Origin of the sequence: Micromonospora citrea (assembly GCF_049629545.1) — a bacterium.
Taxonomy (GTDB): Bacteria; Actinomycetota; Actinomycetes; order Mycobacteriales; family Micromonosporaceae; genus Micromonospora; species Micromonospora citrea_A.
This window is the reverse complement of record NZ_JBNADX010000012.1, coordinates 154022-173772: the sequence shown is the minus strand read 5'-3', so window position 1 is coordinate 173772 and position 19751 is coordinate 154022. Positions and strand designations below refer to the sequence as shown.

Sequence of the window (19751 nt, the reverse complement as noted above, 5' to 3'; positions counted from 1 at the left end):
CACTGGGTCGCGGCCTGCGCCGCGGTGACCGGAATGGTCACCAGCCCGCCGGCCACCAGGGCGCTCGCACCGGCGAGTGCGACCGCCCGGCGCCTGCCGGACAGGTTTCTCCACAGATTCATGCCACTGAACTCCTTGGGCGAGACCGGATCCGTGTTACGGCCCGGCACGTGGCCCGGCGGACGCCCTGTACAGGACGACCCTCGGCGCCAACGGGATCTTCGGGGGGTGCGCCCGACCCGGACGGGCGTGGTGGTGGGGGGCGACCGGTCCGCCGGACCGGTCGGGTGGCCCACGTCGTCCGGCTCTCACCGGTTGCCCTCGACGTCTGCCTTCGCGGTGTAGCTCCCCGTACCGCGTGCAGCGATTCTTGCATGGGAGCGCTTCCATGGCAATGGCTCGATACTCGCCCGAAACCTTCCGGCAAGGGACGGACGACTCGGCGGACCCGGGACATTCGGCCCCATCAGCCGGTTTCCCCCCGGGAACCCCAGAGTTCGCGCGACCGCCTCCAAGGCCCGGAACACCAACAGAAGCCGTCTACCACCAGTAAAGCCGTGATCACTCGCAAACTCCAAAACACGAATCTTTCCCCGGATAAGTCGCGAAACGGTCTAACGTCGGTCATAGCTCGACTGACGTCGGGCTCAGGACAACAGGGATGGAGTGACGCAGGTCATGGCTAACAAGATGCTCGGGAAGGTCGTCGCGGGTGCCGCGCTCGGCGGCGCGTCCCTCCTGGTGTTCACGCCGGGGATCGCGTTCGCGGACGGTGCCCAGCCCGGCGGGGACCGTGAGGGCAAGGTCATCGCCAAGCCGCACGCCGTCAAGCCCGGCGAGACGGTCAAGCTCCTGGAGATCTGCCCGACGCCGCAGGAGCACGCCTACGTCTGGTCGAAGGTCACCGGCAAGGTGAAGCTCAAGGCGGCCGACGAGGGCCGCGGCGACCACGGCGGCAAGGACAAGGGCGGTTCCTGGGAAGGCGACAAGGGCGGCTCCTGGGAAGGCGACAAGGGCGGCGACAAGGGCGACGACGGCAAGGGGCCGCAGCCGAAGCCGCCGGCCAACGGTGGTCAGCCCCCGGCCGGAGACGCCCAGCCCCCGGCGGGTGGTTGGGGCGGTGGCTTCGCCACCGACGTCGCGCCCGATCGGGGCGGCAAGGCATACGAGGAGGAGCGGGCCGACGCGGGCCGCGAGGACGGCAAGCACCACTGGAAGGGCCACGAGTACGGCCAGGAGGCCGGTGCCGAGGGCGAGCACTCGTGGAAGGGCGGCGACAAGCGCGGCTCGTACGGCGGCGAGTCCGGCTCGTACGGCGGCGAGTCCGGCTCGTACGGCAGCGACAAGTACGGCAGCGAGTCCGGCTCGTACGGCGGCGAGTCCGGCTCGTACGGCAGCGACAAGTACGGCAGCGAGTCCGGCTCGTACGGCGGCGAGTCCGGCTCGTACGGCAGCGACAAGTACGGCAGCGACAAGTACAGCAGCGACAAGTACGGCAGCGAGGCCGACTCGCGCGGCTACGACAAGTACGGTCAGGACGCCGAGGCCGGCGCCGAGGCCTGGCAGGGCCACGGCGCCGAGTACGCCGAGGACGCCGCCGGGGCCGAGTCCGGCTACGGCTGGAAGGGCAGCGGCGAGGACGCCGCCGGGGCCGAGTCCGGATCCGGCTGGAAGGGCCGCGGCGAGGACGCCGCAGCCGCCGAGGCGGAGCGGAGCTGGGAGCACAAGAAGGACTTCGTCTACTACGGCGAGGCCCAGGTCGCCCCGGACGCCGCCCCGGGCACGTACGAGCTCAAGGGCTCGTGCGGCGAGGGCGAGCTGGTGGTCCTGCCGCGCGGCGGCGTCGAGGGCGGTGACGGTGGCATGACCACCACCGGCACCGACCGCGAGCTGGCGCTGGGCGGGGCGGGCATGATCGGCGCGGCCGCCCTGGGCGGCATCGTGCTGATGCGTCGGCGTCGGGCCGATGGGCTCGTCTGACCAGACGGCGACACGGGCCGGCGGCCGTCACGGGAGACCGTGGCGTGCCGCCGGCGCGGCCGTCGTCGTCCTGCTGGCCGTCGGGGGCGCCGGCATGATCGGCGCGTCGCTGCGGACCGAGCCGCCGCCCCGCCCGCCGCAGCCGATCGCCCAGGCCGCCCCGGACGCACGGACCGACCCGGACGTGGGCGGGATCGACCAGGCGGCGCCCCCCGCCCCCCTGCCCCGCTCGGCCCCCGTCACCGTCTCGATCCCGCGCATCGGCGTCGACGCCGAGGTCATGTCGCTGGGCACCAACCCGGACGGCACCGTCCAGGTTCCCCCGCTGGACCAGGCCGAACGCGCCGGCTGGTACGCCCCGGGCGCCAGCCCGGGCGAGGCCGGCAACGCGGTGATCGTGGGGCACGTCGACTCGGCGAAGCTCGGCCCGGCCGTCTTCTTCGAGCTGGGCTCCCTGGGCAAGGGCGACACCATCACCGTCACCCGGGACGACGGGACGAAGGCCACCTTCACCGTCGGCGACGTGCGGTCGTACCCGAAGACGGAGTTCCCCCACGAGTTGGTCTTCGGCCCGAACGAACGGCCCGCCCTGCGGGTGGTGACCTGCGGCGGCGTGTTCGACCAGAGCGCCGGCAGCTACACCGACAACGTCATCGTCTTCGCCACGATGACGTCCTGAGGGCCGGACACGGAAGCGCCCGCGACGGGACCGTCGGGTCCCGCCGCGGGCGTGTCGGCGTACGGGTCAGGCCGCGGCGGAGGTCCGCACCAGCGTGCGGATCTGGCGCAACAGCACCGACAGGGCGGCCAGGTCGGCCCGCGACTCGTCGAACTCCCCCATCGCCCGGCGGGCCCGGTGGATGGAGGTGGCGTTCGACTGCTCCCACTCCTGCACCCGCTCCTGGGCGGAGAGGCTGTCCGAGGTGGAGCCGAGCACCTCCGCGGTGAGCGCGGCGAGCGCGGCGTACAGGTCGTAGCGCAGCGCCATCCGGGCCAGCGTCTGCCAGCGGTCCTCCCGTGGCAGCAGGGAGATCTTCGACAGCAGGGAGTCCACCCGGAACAGGTCCGACAGGACGAAGTAGACCGAGGCCACCTCGTCGACGTCGCGTCCGCTCGTGGCCGCCGTCTCCACCACGTCCAGCAGACCGAAGCTGTACATCAGCCGGGTGGCCTGCTCGGCCAGCTCACGCGGCAGCCCGCGCCCGGTCATGGTGTCGATGTGCGCGGCCAGCGACTCACGCTCGCTGCCGTGGAAACGGGTCTCCAGATCGGGCAGGAGCCGGACCACCCCGGCGCGCAGCCGGGCGATCTCCGCCGGCACGTCGATCGGCGAGCGCCGGTTGGTGACCAGCCAGCGCACCGCCCGGTCGAGCAGCCGACGGGTGTCCAGGTAGACGCTGGTCTGCAACTCCGGCGAGACCTTGTTGTCCAGCGCCTCGACCGCGTCCCACAGCTCGCGCAGGCCGAAGACCTCACGCACCACCACGTACGCCCGGATCACGTCCGCCGCCGAGGCGGCCGTCTCCTCGACCACCCGGAAGACGAACGAGATGCCGCCCCGGTTGATCGCCTCGTTGACCAGCACCGTGGTCACGATGTCGCGGCGCAGCCGGTGCTGGGCCATCCGGTCGGCGAAGCGCTGGCGCATCGGCGTCGGGAAGTAGTTGACCAGGACGTCGGTCGTCCACTCCTCGTCCGCGAGCCCCTCCGCCAGGATCTCCCGCTCCAGGACGATCTTGACGTACGCGAGCAGCACCGCGAACTCCGGCGCGGTCAGCCCGGACTCGCTGCGCACCGCCAGTTCCTCGTCCGGCGGCAGCGCCTCCAGGGCCCGGTCGATCTGGCCCGCCCGCTCCAACTCGTTGATCATCCGGCGGTGCACCGGGAGCAGGCTGGCCGCCTGGGCCTGGGCGTTGTTGATCGCCCGCGCCTGGTCGTAGTTGTCCCGCAGCACCAGCTCGGCGACCTCGTCGGTCATCTGGGCGAGCAGTTCGTCCCGCTCGGCGATGTCCAGCGCCCCGTCGGCGACCACGGTGTTGAGCAGGATCTTGATGTTCACCTCGTGGTCGGAGCAGTCCACCCCGGCCGCGTTGTCGATGAAGTCGGTGTAGATCCGACCGCCCGTGAGGGCGTACTCGATCCGGCCGAGCTGGGTGCAGCCCAGGTTGCCGCCCTCGCCGACCACCCGGCACCGCAGGCTCTTGCCGTCCACCCGGATCGCGTCGTTGGACTTGTCGCCCACCTCCGCGTTGGTCTGGCTGCTGGCCTTCACGTACGTGCCGATGCCGCCGTTCCAGAACAGGTCGACCGGCGCGGTCAGGATCGCCTTCATCAGCTCCTGCGGGCTGAGCTGCGTGACGTCGTCGTCCAGGCCGAGCACCGCGCGGACCTGCGGCGAGACCGGCACCGACTTGGCGGTACGCGAATAGATGCCGCCGCCTTCACTGATCAGACCGGCGTCGTAGTCCTCCCAAGACGACCGGGGCAGGTCGAACAGGCGCTTGCGTTCGTCCCACGAGGTCGCCGCGTCCGGGTCCGGGTCGAGGAAGATGTGCCGGTGGTCGAAGGCGGCCACCAGCCGGATGTGCTTCGACAGCAGCATCCCGTTGCCGAACACGTCGCCGGACATGTCACCGACGCCGACGACCGTGAAGTCCTGGGTCTGGGTGTCGTGCCCCATCTCCCGGAAGTGCCGCTTGACCGACTCCCAGGCGCCCCGGGCGGTGATGCCCATCTTCTTGTGGTCGTAGCCGGCCGAGCCGCCGGAGGCGAACGCGTCGCCCAGCCAGAACCGGTGCGCCGTGGAGATCTCGTTGGCGATGTCGGAGAAGGTGGCCGTCCCCTTGTCCGCCGCGACCACCATGTACGGGTCGTCGCCGTCGTGCCGGACCACGTCCTCCGGCGGCACGATCTCACCGCTGACGATGTTGTCCGTGACGTCGAGCAGGGCGGAGATGAACTCCTTGTAGCAGATCACCGCCTCGTCCCGGTCGCCCGGCTTCTGCTTGAGCACGAAGCCGCCCTTGGCGCCCACCGGCACGATCACGGCGTTCTTCACCATCTGCGCCTTGACCAGGCCGAGCACCTCGGTACGGAAGTCCTCCCGCCGGTCGGACCAGCGCAACCCGCCCCGGGCCACCGGCCCGAACCGCAGGTGCACGCCCTCGAACCGGGGCGAGTAGACGAAGATCTCGAACTTCGGCCGCGGGGCCGGCAGGTCCGGGATGGCCTGCGGGTCCAGCTTGAACGCCACGTACGACTTCGGCCGCCCGCCGGCGCGCTTCTGGTAGAAGCTGGTCCGCAGGGTGGCCTGGATCAGCGTCAGGTACGACCGCAGGATCCGGTCCTGGTCGAGGCTGGCGACGTCGTCCAGCGCCTCGCCGATCGCGGTGACCAGCTCGCCGCTGCGCTGCCGGCGTGCCTGCGCGGTCAGCCCGCCGGGGGCGAACCGGCTCTCGAAGAGCTCCACCAGCAGCGACGCTATCCGCGGGTACGCGATGAAGGTGTGCTCCATGTACTCCTGGGAGTAGACCGTGCCGGCCTGCCGCAGGTACTTCGCGTACGCCCGCAGCACCACCACCTGCCGCCAGGTGAGGCCGCCGCGCAGCACCAGCTCGTTGAAGCCGTCCACCTCGGCCTCGCCCCGCCAGGCGGCGGCGAAGGCGTTCTCCACGTGCGGACGCACCTCGGCCAGCTCCTGGTGCCCCTCGGGCAGGCGCAGGCCGAAGTCGTACAGGAAGACCCGGCCGTCGATCCGGTCCACCTCGTACGGATGCTCGTCGACCACCCGCACGCCCAGCGAGTGCAGCACCGGCAGCACGGCGGAGAGCATCATCGGCTCGCCGTACCGGTAGACCTTGAACCGGACGTCCATCGTCTCGTCGACGGCGCCGTCGCCGCCCGCCCGCGGGGCGAGCTGCTTGCGGAACAGGTGCATCTCCAGCTGGCCGGGCTCCTCCAGCAGCTCCAGCTTGGCCAGGTCCTTCATCGCCTCGTACGGCGTGTGCCCGTCCTTGTAGCCCTCCGGGAAGGCGTCGGCGTACCGGGCGAACAGGTGCTTGGCCTGCTCGTCGCCGAGCTTGCGCTCCAGCACCAGCCGGTAGTCGTCGTCCCAGAGCCGGGTGGCGTCGGCCAGTTCCTCGGCGAGCAGGTCGGCGTCGATGTCGCCGGGCGGGTTGGTCGGGTCGGTCCGGACGATGAAGTGCACCCGGGCCAGCATCGACTCGGTCACCCGGGTGGTGTAGTCCACCCCGACGCCGTTGAGCTCCCGCAGCAGGATGTCCTGCATGCGCAGCCGGTTCTGGGTGGTGAACCGGTCCCGGGGCAGGTAGATCAGGCAGGAGATGAACCGCCCGTACGCGTCCCGGCGCAGGAAGACCCGCAGCTGGCGGCGACCCGCCATGCGCAGCACACCGGTCACCGCGTGGTACAGGTCGTCGGTCTTGATCTGGAACAGCTCGTCGCGCGGGTAGGTCTCCAGGATCTGCAGCAGGTCCTTGCCGGAGTGGCTGCGCAGGCTCAGGCCCGAGCGGTCCAGCACCTCGGCGACCTTGCGCCGGACCACCGGCAGCTCCTGCACGCTGGTCCGGTACGCGGCGGTGGAGAACAGGCCCAGGAACCGCCGCTCGCCGACCACCCGGCCGGCCTCGTCGAAGATCTTGAAACCGATGTAGTCGAGGTACGCCGAGCGGTGCACCGTGGCCCGCGAGTTCGCCTTGGTGATGATCAGCAGCCGCTTCTCCATCACCTTCTCGTGCGCCTCGGGGGTCATCGACGACAGCGACCGGGCCTCCGGCGAGTCCGACCGCAGGATGCCCAGGCCGGTGCCGAGCACCGCCTCCAGCGCCGGGCCCCGCCCGTCGCCGTCGACCAGCCGGTACTCCCGGTAGCCGAGGAAGGTGAAGTGGTCGTGGGCCAGCCAGCGCAGCAGCTCGACCGAGTCGGTGATGTCCTTCTCCGGCACCGGCGGGCGGTTGTCGGAGGTCCGCGCGGCGGCCAGCTCGTCGGCGAGCGCCAACGCCCGCTGGCGCATCTTCGGCCAGTCCTCCACGGCCTCCCGCACATCGGTGAGCACCCGCTGCAACTCGCGACGCAGCTTCTCCCGCTCGTCCGGGTCGCGGACCGGGTCGATCTCGATCCGCATCCAGCTCTCGACCAGGTCACCGGCGATCGCGTCGTCCGGCTCCACGTCGGCGGAGACCTCGGTCAGCCGGCCGAGCGGCTCCCGCCGCACCACGACCAGCGGGTGCACCAGCAGGTGCACGTCCAGGTGGTGGGAGTTCAACAGCGCGGTCACCGAGTCGACCAGGAACGGCATGTCGTCCGTGACGATCTCGATGACCGTGTGGTGCTGCTCGGCGTCGGGCTCGTGGATCCGCAACTTCAACTCGCCCGGCACCCGTTGCTGGGCGAGGTCACGGTGCGCCCGGGCCGCGTCGAGCATCTCCTCCGCGGTGAACCCGATCAGCTCCTCGTCCGGCGCGAACCGCCAGAACCGGCCCACCAGGGTCGCCGCGTCGTGGTCGTCGCCGGCCAGCGCCACCGCCTGCGCCACCAGGCGTTCCGCGTTGGGTACCGGCTCGTCGAGCTCGGTGTCCTCGGCGTCGTCGCCGAGCGCCTCCACCGGAAGCCCCAACTCGTAGAGGGTGTCGATACTCGAACCGGTCATCCCGGTCACTCCTGTGTCGAGTCGGCCGAAGCCGTCCCCGTCGGTCGCCGAATCGAAGCTGTCGTCCCGGCCGGTGTCAGCCTGCCGGAGGTCGGGTCCCGGTTTGATCGCCGGACGCCGGTCCATCGGTGCCACTCCCCTCGACCCACCGCGTTGTGGGTCACTCTGCCGCCCAGCCTAGGCCCTGCCGCTCTGTGCGTTCGTCGGCGGACCACCGGCCGGACGTCCGGTTCGGGACTCTGTCCTTTCACCCGTTGCAGACGCGTGGTCGGCCGGTCGCGGAGTACCCCGCCTCGCGATGTTCATCACACTGCCGACGGAGCCTCTTCACGCAGCGTGCGGCCACGCGGGGCGGTGCGGCGGACGAGTCCGTACTAGCGTGCGAGGCGGCATCGTGACCGCGGAGGTGTAAGGATTCATGACCCTGTCGTACCCGTACGGGCGTTTGCGCACGCGTCCCCGTCCGATGCTCTCGGCGCTGGCCGTCACCGCGCTGCTCGCCGGCGTGCTCGTCGGGTGCTCCGACGCGGACGGGCCGGAGCGGACGGTGGACGCCTTCCTCGCCGGCTGGCGCTCGGGGGACCTGAACGGGGTCGGCTTCATCGACCCGACCGGGGCGCGGCTGCCCGCCGCCGACGTCACGAAGGAGATCAAGGAGCTCTCCGGCGAACTGGCCGCCACCCCACCCACCCTGCGCCGCACCGGTGAGCCCGAGATCACCAAGGACATCGCCACCGCGAAGATCCGGGTGGAGTGGAAGCTGCCGGGCGACACCACCTGGGCGTACGACCGGCCGGTACGGCTGCGGCAGGGCCGCGACGACCAGTGGCAGCTGATCTGGGAGCCGCAGCTCGTCCAGGAGCAACTGGAGAAGGGCGACCGGCTGACCGTACGCCGGGAGCGGCCCGCCCGGGCGGCGGTGCTGGACGCCGCCGGGCAGCCGATCGTCGCGCCCCGCCCGGTGGTCCGGGTCGGCGTGCAGCCCTCCCAGGTCCCCGACCCGGCCGCCCTGGCCCGCCGGCTCGACGCGGCGTTCAAGGCGGTCCGGCCGGCGATCACGCCTCCGGTGGACGTCTCCGACCTGCCCCGGCGCATCGAGGAGGCCGACCCGGACGCGTTCGTCGAGGTGGTCACCCTGCGGGACGAGGCGTACCGGCAGATCAAGTCACGCATCCACGACCTGCCCGGCACCCTGTTCCCCACCGAGCAGCGCGACCTCGCGCCGACCCGGGAGTTCGCCCGGGCCCTGCTCGGTTCGGTCGACGAGGCGACGGCCGACGACCTCGCCGCGCGCCCCGACACGGTCGCCCGGGGCGACCAGGTGGGCCACGGCGGCCTCCAGGGCCGGTACGACGACCGGCTGCGCGGCGTGCCCGGGGTGGCGGTGCTGATCCAGCGGACCGGTCCGGACGGCAAGCCGGCCCCGGGCCCGCAGGTGCACCGGCACGAGCCGCAGCCGGGGCAGCCGCTGAAGACCACCCTCGACGTCGCCACCCAGAACGCGACCGACGGCGCGCTGCGCGGCGAGAAGCGACGCTCGGCCCTGGTGGCGGTACGGATCAGCGACGGCGCGGTGCTCGCCGCCGCCAACGGGCCCGGGGCGGCCGGGGAGAACCTCGCCTTCACCGCCCAGGTGCCACCCGGCTCCACCTTCAAGATGGTCAGCGCCCTCGGCCTGCTGGACCGGGGGGCGGTCACCGCCGACGCCACGGTGGACTGTCCGAAGACCCGCACCGTCGACGGCCGCCCGTTCAAGAACTCCGACGACTTCGCCCTCGGCAAGGTGCCGTTCCGGACGGACTTCGCGAAGTCCTGCAACACCGCCTTCGTCTCGCTGGCGCCGACGCTGGGGGCCGACGGGCTCGCCGTCACCGGCCGTACCCTCGGCCTGGAGGGGCAGTGGGACCTCGGGGTGGACGCGTTCACCGGCAAGGTCTCGGCCGACGGCGGCGCGACCGAGCAGGCCGCCGCCGCGATCGGCCAGGGCACCACCGTGGTCAGTCCGCTGGCGATGGCCGGCGCCACCGCCGCCGTGGCCCGGGGCCGTTTCACCCAGCCGAAGTTGATGCTCGATCCGGCGCCGACCAAGCCGGCCGAGCCGGGCCCGCAGCTCAAGGCCGAGTCGGTCGAGGCGCTGCGGGCGATGATGCGCGAGGTGGTCACCGCCGGCACGGGCACGGCGCTCGCCGACGTCCCCGGCGGCCCGGTGCACGGCAAGACCGGCACCGCCGAGTACGACGACAACCCCGAGCACACGCACGCCTGGTTCGTCGGCTGGCAGGGTGACGTGGCGTTCGCGGTCTTCGTCGAGCAGGGCGGGTCGAGCACGTCGAGCGCGGTCCCGATCGCCGAGCGCTTCCTGCGCGGCCTGAACTGACCCGCCCACGGGCCGCAGCCGCCCACGGGCCGGCCCGTCGACGGCTGCGGCCCCCGTTGCGGCATGTTGCGGTATCCCGGCCGAGCGACACCGCAACATGCCGCAAGCGGTGTGGATCAAGGCCGGGCAGGGATGGGTCCTCGGCGCTGTCGTGATGGCCGGTCCGAGAAGGGTTCGGCTCAGGCGATGCCGGCGGGTGGCTCGGCGGATCCCTCGTCGGCCTCGGGTGGTGACACCCGGCGTAGCAGGCCGGGCCCGGCCGAGGCGGGCGGCCCGACCGGCTCCACGACCACCGGGACCAGCTCCGGTGGCGCTGCCGGCCTCGGCACCGGACGGGCGTCCGGGCCCGCCGTACCCGCGCGCACCGGGTGGTCCGGCGCGGGGTCGGCGTCGGCCGCCCGCACACCACCGGCAGACAGCGAGCCGGGACCGTCCGACAGCGAGCCCGAAGCGGCCGACAGCGAGCCCGAAGCGGCCGACAGGGAGCCTGAGCCGGCGGAAGGGGCGGCGGCGGGGCGACCGTCTGCCGGGGAGTCGAGGCCGACGATGACGTCCGGCCGCCCCGCCTTCCGCACCCGGGCCACTGCGGAAGGTGACGTCGGGGACGACGGCAGCAGCCGGGGCGGCACCGCCTCCGGCGCCGACACCGGGGCCAGCCCGGCGACCACGGTGTTGACGATCTCGGCGGCGTACGCGCCGTCCGGGTCGTAGTCGGGGTCGAAGACGGTCAGCTCGACGCCGAGGCAGTGCGGGGTGTCGACCAGGCCGGCGAGGAGGATCTCCAGCTCGGCGAAGGCGATCCCGCCCGGGTCCGGCGCGTCGACCGCCGGCATGACCGCGGGGTCGAGCACGTCCACGTCGATGTGCACCCAGTAACCGGCGCAGTCCGCCAACTGCTCGTGCGCCCACTGGGCGGTCCGCGCGGCCCCCTCGGCGCGCAGCGCCGGCACCGGGCGGGTGGTGATCCCGGCGGCCTGGAGGTCGAGGCGGTACTCGTCCTGGGCCCGGATGCCGAGCACCACCACGTCGATGTCACGGAAGTAGGGGCGCCGCCCCTCGATGGCGGCCAGGTCGGCCTGCCCGCGCCCGGTGACCAGGGCCAGGTCCTCCCCCGCCGCCGCGCCCACGTACGAGGCGTTGCCGGGGTGCCGGAAGTCGGAGTGGCCGTCGACGAAGACCAGCCCGATCCGCCCGCCGACCGCCTCACCGAGCCGGTGCATGGCCAGCGCCGAGCCGAGCAGCACCGAGCAGTCCCCGCCGAGCACCAGCGGGAACTCGCCCCGGTCGATGATCGCGCCGATCCGGTCGGCGAGCGTCACCGAGTACCCGGAGATCTCCCGGGCGTGGCAGACCCCGTCACCGGGACGCCAGTCGCCCGGGTCGTACCGGGGCGGGGTGAGGCAGCCGGCGTCGCGGGCGCGCAGCCGGGCGAGCAGCCCGTGGTCGCGCAGCGCGCCGGGCGCCTTGGCGCAGCCGGGGACGGAGGTGGACGTGGGCGGGCGCAGGCCGAGGTTGGTCGGCGCGTCGAGGACGGCGATCCGGCGCATCATGGGCTCCCGTCCTCGATGGTCGGGCGGGCCGGCCGGTGCGCCGGCCCGCGCTGGCGTGCTACGAACTCAGAACAGTGCGCTGGCCAGGGCTCGGCGGGCCGAGGCGACGGCGGGGTCGTCCGGGCCGGCGACGGTGAAGAGCGAGACCAGGTGCTGGCGCACCTTCTCCCGGTCCTCGCCGGCGGTCCGCCGGACCAGGCCGACCAGGCGGGCGTACGCCTGCTCGGCCATGCCGCTGAGCACCTCGACGTCGGCGGCGAGGAGCTGGGCCTCGACATCGTCGGGGGCTTGTGCGGCGGCGGTGAGCGCGGCCTGCGGGTCCGCGCCGGCGACCCGGCGGGCCAGCCCGACCTGGGCCAGGCCGGCCTCGGCCGCGGCGTCCGCCGGGGACTCGGCCAGGATCTTCCGGTACGCCCGCTCGGCGGCCTCCAGGTCGCCGCTCATCAGGGCGTCGTCGGCCTCGTCGAGGCGGGGGTCCTCCGGCTCGGCGACGGCGACACCGCCGGCCTTGAGGACGGCCTGGAGCCACTGGCGGAGCTGGGCCTCCGGCACCACGCCGGAGAAGGCGTCGACGGGCTGGCCGCCGACGACCGCGTACACCATCGGGATGCCCTGCACCCGGAACATCTGGGCGATGCGCGGGTTGGCGTCCACGTCGACCTTGGCGAGCACCCAGGCCCCGCCGCCCTCGGCGGCCAGCCGCTCCAGCACCGGGGAGAGCTGCTTGCAGGGCTCGCACCACTCGGCCCAGAAGTCGACCACCACGGGTGTGCTGAGCGAGCGCTCCAGGACCTCGGACTGGAAGGTCGCCTCGGTCACGTCGATCACGGCCACCGCGCCGCCGGCGGGGCCACCCGGCAGACCGGTGGGCGGACCGGCCTGGGCCGGTGTGGTGGGACGGGGATTGGCCGGCGGTGTGCTGCGCAGTGCGCTGAGGTCGACGGCGCCGCGGGTGAAGATCGACGAAGTCATCCGTGGGTCGCTCATGGTTACCTAGTCTCGCACGGACCCCGCCGAACTCAGATCAACCGCGACGGCGCAGTTGCCACTCTCACCCCTGCTCACCACCCCCTCCCCCACCCCCACCGCCTCCCCACCGCCACCCCACCGCCTGCCCCGGCGATCTTGCACTTGTGGTTGGCCTTATGCGCAGTTCATGGCGCTTCGGGACCACCACAAGTGCAAGATCGCGGGGGTGGGCGGGGCGGGGCGGGCGTGGGCGGGGTGGGGTGGGAGCGGGGGTGGGGTGGGAGTGGGGTGGGTCAGAAGCGGGCGGGCTCGCGGTAGACGCCCCACTCGGCGCGCAGCGCGTCGCAGATCTCGCCGAGGGTGGCCTCGGCGCGGACGGCGTCGAGCATCGCCGGGATCATGTTCCCGTCGGTGCGGCTGACCTCGACCATCCGGGCCACCGCGGCCTTGACCGCGGTCTCGTCCCGGGCTGTCTTGCGCTCAGCCAGCACCCGGCGCTGCTCCAGCTCCACCTCGTGCGAGATGCGCAGGATCTCCAGGTCCTTGGCGACCGTGCCGGTGTGGCAGTTGACCCCGACGATCTTCTTGTCGCCCTTCTCCAGCGCCTGCTGGTAGACGAAGGCGGACTCGGCGATGTGGCCGGTGAACCAGCCGTCCTCGATGCCGCGCAGGATGCCGGAGGTCATCGGGCCGATCTGGTGCGGGCCCTCGCCGCCGAGCTGCCGGATCCGGGCGAAGATCTCCTCCGCCTCGGCCTCGATCTTGTCGGTGAGCGCCTCGACGTACCAGGAGCCGCCCAGCGGGTCGGCCACGTTGGTCACCCCGGTCTCCTCCATCAGCACCTGCTGGGTACGCAGGGCGATCTCGGCGGACTCGTCGGTGGGCAGGGCGAGGGTCTCGTCGAGGGCGTTGGTGTGCAGCGAGTTGGTCCCGCCGAGCACCGCGGCCAGCGCCTCGACGGCGGTCCGCACCACGTTGTTGACCGGCTGCTGGGCGGTCAGCGACACCCCGGCGGTCTGCGTGTGGAACCGCAGCCAGAGCGCCTTCTCGCTGGTGGCGCCGTAGACGTCACGCAGCCAGCGGGCCCAGATCCGGCGGGCGGCGCGGAACTTGGCGATCTCCTCGAAGAAGTCCACGTGCGAGTCGAAGAAGAAACTCAGACCCGGGGCGAAGACGTTGACGTCCAGCCCGCGCGAGAGCCCCAGCTCGACGTAGCCGAACCCGTCGGCCAGCGTGTACGCCAACTCCTGCGCGGCGGTCGAGCCGGCCTCGCGGATGTGGTAGCCGGAGACGGAGAGCGGCTTGTACCGGGGGATCTCCCGGGCGCAGTACTCCATCAGGTCGCCGATCAGGCGCAGGTGGGGCTCCGGGTCGAAGAGCCACTCCTTCTGCGCGATGTACTCCTTGAAGATGTCGGTCTGCAGGGTGCCGTCCAGGGTGGACACGTCGACGCCCTGCCGCTCGGCGGCGACCAGGTACATGCAGAAGACCGGCACGGCCGGGCCCGAGATGGTCATCGAGGTGGTGACGCCGGCCAGGTCGATGCCGTCGAACAGCGTCTCCATGTCGGCCGCGGTGTCGATGGCGACGCCGCAGTGGCCGACCTCGCCGAGCGCCTGCGGGTCGTCGGAGTCGCGCCCCATCAGGGTGGGCATGTCGAACGCGACGGAGAGGCCGCCGCCCCCGGCGCCCAGGATCATCTTGTAGCGCTCGTTGGTCTGCTGCGCGTTGCCGAACCCGGCGAACTGCCGGATCGTCCAGGTCCGCCCGCGGTAGCCGGTCGGGTGCAGGCCCCGGGTGTACGGGTACTCGCCCGGCCAGCCGATCCGGTCGAAGCCCGGGTACGCCACGCCCTCCGGCGGGCCGTAGACCGGGTCCACGGTCATCCCGGACAGGGTGGTGAAGTCCGCGTCCCGCTTGCGCGCGGCGTCGTAGCGGGCCTGCCAGCGTGCCCGTCCGGCGGCGATCTCGTCGGCGTTCATCCGCGGAGCTCCTCCTCGAGTCCTCGACTGCAGACCGAGTGTAGAACGGAGTCCTGAACGATCGCTAAGGAAGTTCGTACCCGCCGGTAACCTGATCAGGCCGGGGGCGCCTCCATGGCCACGTCGTCCACCCGGATGTTGATCTCGTCGGCCCGCAGCCCGTACGCCTCGACCGCCGCCGTCACCGCCACCCGCACCGCGTCGGTCACCTGCGGGACCGGGTGGCCGGCGGAGATCACCAGGACGAGGTTGACCACCGCCGCGCCGTTGCTGACGTGCGCCGAGCAGCCCCGCCGGGCGTCACCGACCTGGTCCAGGCCGACCTTGTCGAGCACCGCGTTGAAGAAGCGGGCCACGTCGCCGCCGAGCTCGGCCACCCCGGGCACGGACCTCGCGGCGGCCACCGCGATCTTCTCCACCACCTCGTCGGAGACGTACGTCGCCCCGCCCGCCATCGCGGCCGGGGTCACCGACAGTTCCTGGGTCGCCTCGTCAGCCATGCTCTCCCCACAACGTCGCACCGCCCCACGCCGAGCCGTGAGGCGGTGCGAGCGTACTAGGTGGACGGCGGGCTCAGGCCCCCAGTTGCGCGAGCAGTTCGTCCGCCGCCGCGTACGGGTCGATCGCGCCCTCGGCCACCTTGGCGGCCAGCGTCGGCAGCTCCGTACCGTCGCGCAGCGAACCGATCCGGTCGCGGAGCACGCCGAGCGCGATCGCCTCGACCTCGGCGGCGGCCCGCGCCTCCCGGCGGCGGCGCAGCTCGCCGTGCTGCTCCAGCCAGCCGCGGTGCTTGTCGATCGCGGCGGCGATGTCGTCGATGCCCTCGCCGCGCGCCGCGATCGAGCGGACCACCTGCGGCCGCCACTCGCCCGGGGCGCGCTCGCCGAGGGCGATCATGCCCTGGATGTCGCGGACGGTGGCGTCCGCGCCGTCCCGGTCGGCCTTGTTGACCACGAAGACGTCGGCGATCTCCAGGATGCCGGCCTTGACCGCCTGGATCGCGTCACCCATGCCCGGGGCGAGCAGCACCAGCGTGGTGTCCGCCAGGGAGGCCACCTCGACCTCGGCCTGCCCGACACCGACGGTCTCCACCAGCACCACGTCGCAGCCGGCACCCTCCAGCACCCGCACCGCCTGGGGCGTGGCCGCGGAGAGGCCGCCCAGGTGGCCCCGGCTGGACATCGACCGGATGTAGACGCCCGGGTCGGTGGCGTGGTCCTGCATCCGGACCCGGTCGCCGAGGATCGCCCCGCCGGTGAACGGGCTGGACGGGTCGATGGCCAGCACGCCCACCCGGTGCCCGCGCGCCCGCAGCGCCCGGACCAGCTCGTTGGTGGTGGTCGACTTGCCCACCCCGGGGGAACCGGTCAGACCCACCACCTGCGCCTGGCCGGCGTACGGCGCGAGCGCCGCCGCGACCTGCGGCAACACCGCGTCACCGGACTCGACCAGGGTGATCAGGCGGGCCACCGCGCGGGGGTCGCCCGCGCGGGCCCGCTCGACGAGCATGGGCACGTCCCGGCTGCGGCGCACCGGACCGGTGGCCGCCGCCGGGGCGTTCTCGATCGTCTCGCTCACTGGTGGGTCTCGGCGCCGTTCGGGACGTGGATGATCAGCGCGTCGCCCTGCCCACCGCCGCCGCACAGCGCCGCCGCGCCGGTGCCGCCGCCCCGGCGCTTGAGCTCCAGCGCGAGGGTGAGCACCAGCCGCGCGCCGGACATGCCGATCGGGTGGCCCAGCGCGATCGCGCCGCCGTTGACGTTGACCCTGTCCGGGCTGATGCCCAGGTCGCGGGTGGACTGGATGCCGACCGCCGCGAACGCCTCGTTGATCTCGACGAGGTCGATGTCCTCGATGCTCAGTCCGCCCTTCTTCAGGGCGTGACTGATCGCGTTCGACGGCTGCGAGTGCAGGGAGTTGTCCGGGCCTGCCACGTTGCCGTGCGCGCCGATCTCGGCCAGCCAGGTCAGCCCCAGCTCCTTGGCCTTGGCCTTGCTCATCACGACCACCGCGGCGGCGCCGTCGGAGATCGGCGAGGAGCTGCCGGCGGTGATGGTGCCGTCCTTGGCGAAGGCCGGGCGCAGCCGGCCCAGCGACTCGGCGGTGGTGTCCGGCCGGATGCCCTCGTCCTCGCTGATCACCAGCGGATCGCCCTTGCGCTGCGGGATGACCACGGGGGTGATCTCCTCGGCGAAGTGGCCGTTCTTCTGCGCGGCGGCGGCCCGCTGGTGGCTGGCCGCGGAGAAGGCGTCCTGCTCCTCGCGGGTGATGCCGTGCCTCGCGCCGTGCCGCTCGGTCGACTCGCCCATCGAGCAGCAGTCCCAGGCGTCGGTCAGTCCGTCGAGGGCCATGTGGTCCTTGATGGTGACGTCGCCGTACTTGTAGCCGGAGCGCTGGCCGAGCAGCAGGTGCGGGGCGTTGGTCATCGACTCCATGCCGCCGGCCACCACGATGTCGAACTCGCCGGCCCGGATGAGCTGGTCGGCCAGGGCGATCGCGTCCAGGCCGGAGAGGCAGACCTTGTTGATGGTCAGCGCCGGGGTGGACATCGGGATGCCGGCCTCGACGGCTGCCTGCCGGGCCGGGATCTGCCCGGTGCCGGCCTGGAGCACCTGCCCCATGATCACGTACTGGACCTGCTCCGGGGCGACGCCCGCCCGCTCCAGCGCCGCCTTGATGGCGATGCCGCCGAGCTTCGTCGCCGGAAGGTCCTTGAGGTTGCCCAGCAGGCGCCCCATCGGGGTCCGCGCGCCGCTGACGATCACCGAAGCCATTGCCTGCCTCCGAGGGGGGTGCCGACCTGTACGCCTTAACGATTGTTCGGTCAGACTAGCGCCATGGCTGAGAACTCCCCCGTCGAGCCCGCTGCCGACTATGTCACAGACATCGGCCTGCGCCGCATCGACCACGTCGGGGTCGCGGTCGCCGACCTCGACGCCGCGATCGACTTCTACCGGCGCACCTTCGGCATGCGCTGCGTGCACACCGAGACCAACACCGAGCAGGGCGTACGCGAGGCGATGCTGGCCGTCGGCCCGACGGCCGAGGGCGGCTGCGTGCAACTACTCGCCCCGCTGAGCCCGGAGTCGACCATCGCGAAGTTCCTGGACCGCAACGGCCCGGGCGTGCAGCAGGTGGCGTACACGGTGGCGGACATCGACGCCGCCTGCGCGGCGCTGCGCGAGCGGGGCGTACGGCTGCTCTACGAGACCCCGAAGCGGGGCACCGCGGACTCGCGGATCAACTTCGTGCACCCGAAGGACGCCGGCGGCGTCCTGGTCGAGTTGGTCGAGCCGGCCGCCGGGGGTCACTGACCGTCCCGTCCGCGCAGGTCGGGGCGTCCGTACGGCGCCCCGACCCGCGCGGCCCGTCGTCGACCGCGCGCCATCCCAGAAGGTGGGAACACGAGCGCCGTTGCGCGAATCGACGTTCCCACGAACAGCTCCACGCACGGCGCAATGCACTTTTTCACACAGGACTTCCGACCCTAGCTACCGTTCAGTAACGTCCGGCGGCACAGGAGCGTGACCGGTGCCGGTTGTGTCGATTGCCGACATGGCGGTCGGTCGCACCGGCGCCGACGATGGCAACAGCCCGTGCCCGGCGTGCGGGTGCGGACGAACGGGAGGTCACCGTGCAGGACATCCTCGAAGCGATCATGGCGGCGGAGGGCTCGGACCAGCCGGAGCGCGAACTGGCCGGCCTCGCCGGCCTGCCCGTGCCGGAGAGCTACCAGGGCATGGTCGTCCGCGCGGACGAGACCCGGATGTTCGACGGGCTGGCCACCCGGGACAAGGACCCGCGCAAGGCGCTGCACCTGCAGGAGGTGCCCACCCCGGAACTCGGCCCGGGCGAGGCCCTGGTCGCGGTGATGGCCAGCGCGATCAACTACAACACGGTCTGGACCAGCATCTTCGAGCCGCTGCCGACCTTCAAGTTCCTCCAGCGCTACGGCCGGCTCTCCGAGCTGACCCGCCGGCACGACCTGCCGTACCACGTGGTCGGCTCCGACGCCGCCGGCGTGGTGCTGCGCACCGGGCCCGGCGTGACGAAGTGGAAGGCCGGCGACGAGGTCGTCGCCCACTGCCTCTCCGTCGAGCTGGAGGACGCGGCCGGCCACGACGACACCATGCTCGACCCGCAGCAGCGGATCTGGGGCTTCGAGACCAACTTCGGCGGCCTCGCCGAGCTGTGCGTGGTCAAGGCCAACCAGCTGATGCCGAAGCCGCGCCACCTGAGCTGGGAGGAGGCGGCGAGCCCGGGCCTGGTCAACTCGACCGCGTACCGGCAGCTCGTCTCCCACCACGGCGCGAACATGAAGCAGGGCGACGTGGTGCTGATCTGGGGCGCCTCCGGCGGCCTGGGCAGCTACGCCACCCAGATGGCGCTCAACGGCGGTGCGATCCCGGTCTGCGTGGTCTCCTCGCCGGAGAAGGCCGAGCTGTGCCGGTCCATGGGGGCCGAGCTGGTCATCGACCGCTCCGCGGAGGGCTTCCGGTTCTGGAAGGACGAGCACACCCAGGACCAGGACGAGTGGCGCCGTTTCGGCGAGCGGATCCGCGAGCTGACCGGCGGCGACGACCCGGACATCGTCTTCGAGCACCCGGGCCGGGAGACCTTCGGCGCCAGCGTCTTCGTGGCCAAGAAGGGCGGCACCATCGTCACCTGCGCCTCCACCAGCGGCTACCAGCACCAGTACGACAACCGCTACCTGTGGATGCACCTCAAGCGGATCGTCGGCAGCCACTTCGCCAACTACCGCGAGGCGTGGGAGGCCAACCGGCTGGTGTCGCTGGGCCTGATCCACCCGACGGTGTCGAGGACCTACCCGCTGGAGCAGACCGGCCAGGCGGCGTACGAGGTGCACCGCAACGCGCACCAGGGCAAGGTCGGCGTGCGCTGCCTCGCCCCCACCGACGGCCTCGGCGTCCGGGACCCGCAGATGCGGGCCCGGCACGAGACCGCGATCAACCGGTTCCGCGGCCACTGAGCCGTCCGGGTGACGCCGGGTCGCCCATTGCGGTGAGGAGGCCATTGCCTTTCCACCGCGACCCGGACACCCATTCGAGTGAGGTCGGACAAAGGGCCGCGGGCACCGCCCCGCGGCCCTTTTCCGCTCACCTTGCGTGACGTGCGGCCCGCCCGGGAGCTGCCAAGATCGTCATTCGGGCGGGTCTCCCGACGCGGACCGGTGGACCATGTAATGAGGACACGAAAGCTCGGGA

At 72.4% G+C, this 19751-nt stretch carries 12 protein-coding genes; 5 read left to right on the top strand and 7 right to left on the bottom strand.

Translation table 11 applies throughout. The annotated features are described in order from the left end of the window. Positions 1-678: 678 nt before the first annotated feature. Positions 679-1980 (top strand): hypothetical protein, encoded by a 1302-nt coding sequence (locus ACPFP2_RS15655; protein ID WP_424089886.1) that lies wholly within the window; start codon positions 679-681, stop codon positions 1978-1980. Beyond that, a complete protein-coding gene (locus ACPFP2_RS15650) occupies positions 1967-2659 on the top strand; it encodes a class F sortase (RefSeq protein WP_424089885.1) in 693 nt (230 codons plus the stop codon). Before ACPFP2_RS15655 ends, ACPFP2_RS15650 begins: the two co-directional genes overlap by 14 nt. Positions 2660-2725: 66 nt before the next feature. On the opposite strand, the gene ACPFP2_RS15645 is transcribed toward ACPFP2_RS15650, so the two are convergent. Next, positions 2726-7774: an NAD-glutamate dehydrogenase gene (locus tag ACPFP2_RS15645; protein WP_424089884.1), complete on the bottom strand. Its 5049-nt coding sequence runs from the start codon at positions 7772-7774 to the stop codon at positions 2726-2728. 292 nt (positions 7775-8066) lie between these two features. On the opposite strand from ACPFP2_RS15645, the gene ACPFP2_RS15640 reads away from it, so the two are divergent. Further along, complete coding sequence (locus ACPFP2_RS15640) at positions 8067-10025, top strand: penicillin-binding transpeptidase domain-containing protein (RefSeq protein ID WP_424089883.1); 1959 nt, start codon at positions 8067-8069, stop codon at positions 10023-10025. A 179-nt stretch (positions 10026-10204) separates the two neighbouring features. Here the strand turns inward: ACPFP2_RS15640 and ACPFP2_RS15635 are convergent, their stop codons facing one another. The 6 genes from ACPFP2_RS15635 to ACPFP2_RS15610 form a co-directional block, all read right to left on the bottom strand. Beyond that, positions 10205-11575: an arginase family protein gene (locus ACPFP2_RS15635; RefSeq protein ID WP_424089882.1), complete on the bottom strand. Its 1371-nt coding sequence runs from the start codon at positions 11573-11575 to the stop codon at positions 10205-10207. Positions 11576-11641: 66 nt separating this feature from the next. Continuing rightward, a complete protein-coding gene (locus tag ACPFP2_RS15630) occupies positions 11642-12562 on the bottom strand; it encodes a tetratricopeptide repeat protein (protein WP_424089881.1) in 921 nt (306 codons plus the stop codon). A gap of 275 nt (positions 12563-12837) precedes the next feature. Further along, the gene (locus ACPFP2_RS15625) at positions 12838-14526 is read right to left on the bottom strand and encodes an acyl-CoA mutase large subunit family protein (RefSeq protein WP_424089880.1); all 1689 of its coding nucleotides are present in this window, start codon (positions 14524-14526) and stop codon (positions 12838-12840) included. A 95-nt stretch (positions 14527-14621) separates the two neighbouring features. After that, entirely contained in the window at positions 14622-15026 is a 405-nt protein-coding gene (locus ACPFP2_RS15620) for an Asp23/Gls24 family envelope stress response protein (protein WP_424089879.1), read from the bottom strand. A 73-nt stretch (positions 15027-15099) separates the two neighbouring features. Further along, on the bottom strand, positions 15100-16035 hold the full coding sequence (gene meaB / locus ACPFP2_RS15615; protein WP_424089901.1) for a methylmalonyl Co-A mutase-associated GTPase MeaB: 936 nt from the start codon (positions 16033-16035) through the stop codon (positions 15100-15102). A 65-nt stretch (positions 16036-16100) separates the two neighbouring features. Further along, positions 16101-17300: an acetyl-CoA C-acetyltransferase gene (locus ACPFP2_RS15610; protein ID WP_424089878.1), complete on the bottom strand. Its 1200-nt coding sequence runs from the start codon at positions 17298-17300 to the stop codon at positions 16101-16103. A 63-nt stretch (positions 17301-17363) separates the two neighbouring features. Between ACPFP2_RS15610 and mce the strand changes: the two genes are divergently transcribed. Together mce and ccrA are read left to right on the top strand one after the other, a co-directional pair. Then, positions 17364-17840 carry a methylmalonyl-CoA epimerase gene (gene mce, locus ACPFP2_RS15605; RefSeq protein WP_424089877.1) on the top strand — a complete coding sequence of 159 codons (477 nt, stop codon included), beginning with the start codon at positions 17364-17366 and terminating at the stop codon, positions 17838-17840. Between the two features lie 320 nt (positions 17841-18160). Next, positions 18161-19516 carry a crotonyl-CoA carboxylase/reductase gene (gene ccrA, locus ACPFP2_RS15600; protein WP_424089900.1) on the top strand — a complete coding sequence of 452 codons (1356 nt, stop codon included), beginning with the start codon at positions 18161-18163 and terminating at the stop codon, positions 19514-19516. Positions 19517-19751 lie beyond the last annotated feature (235 nt).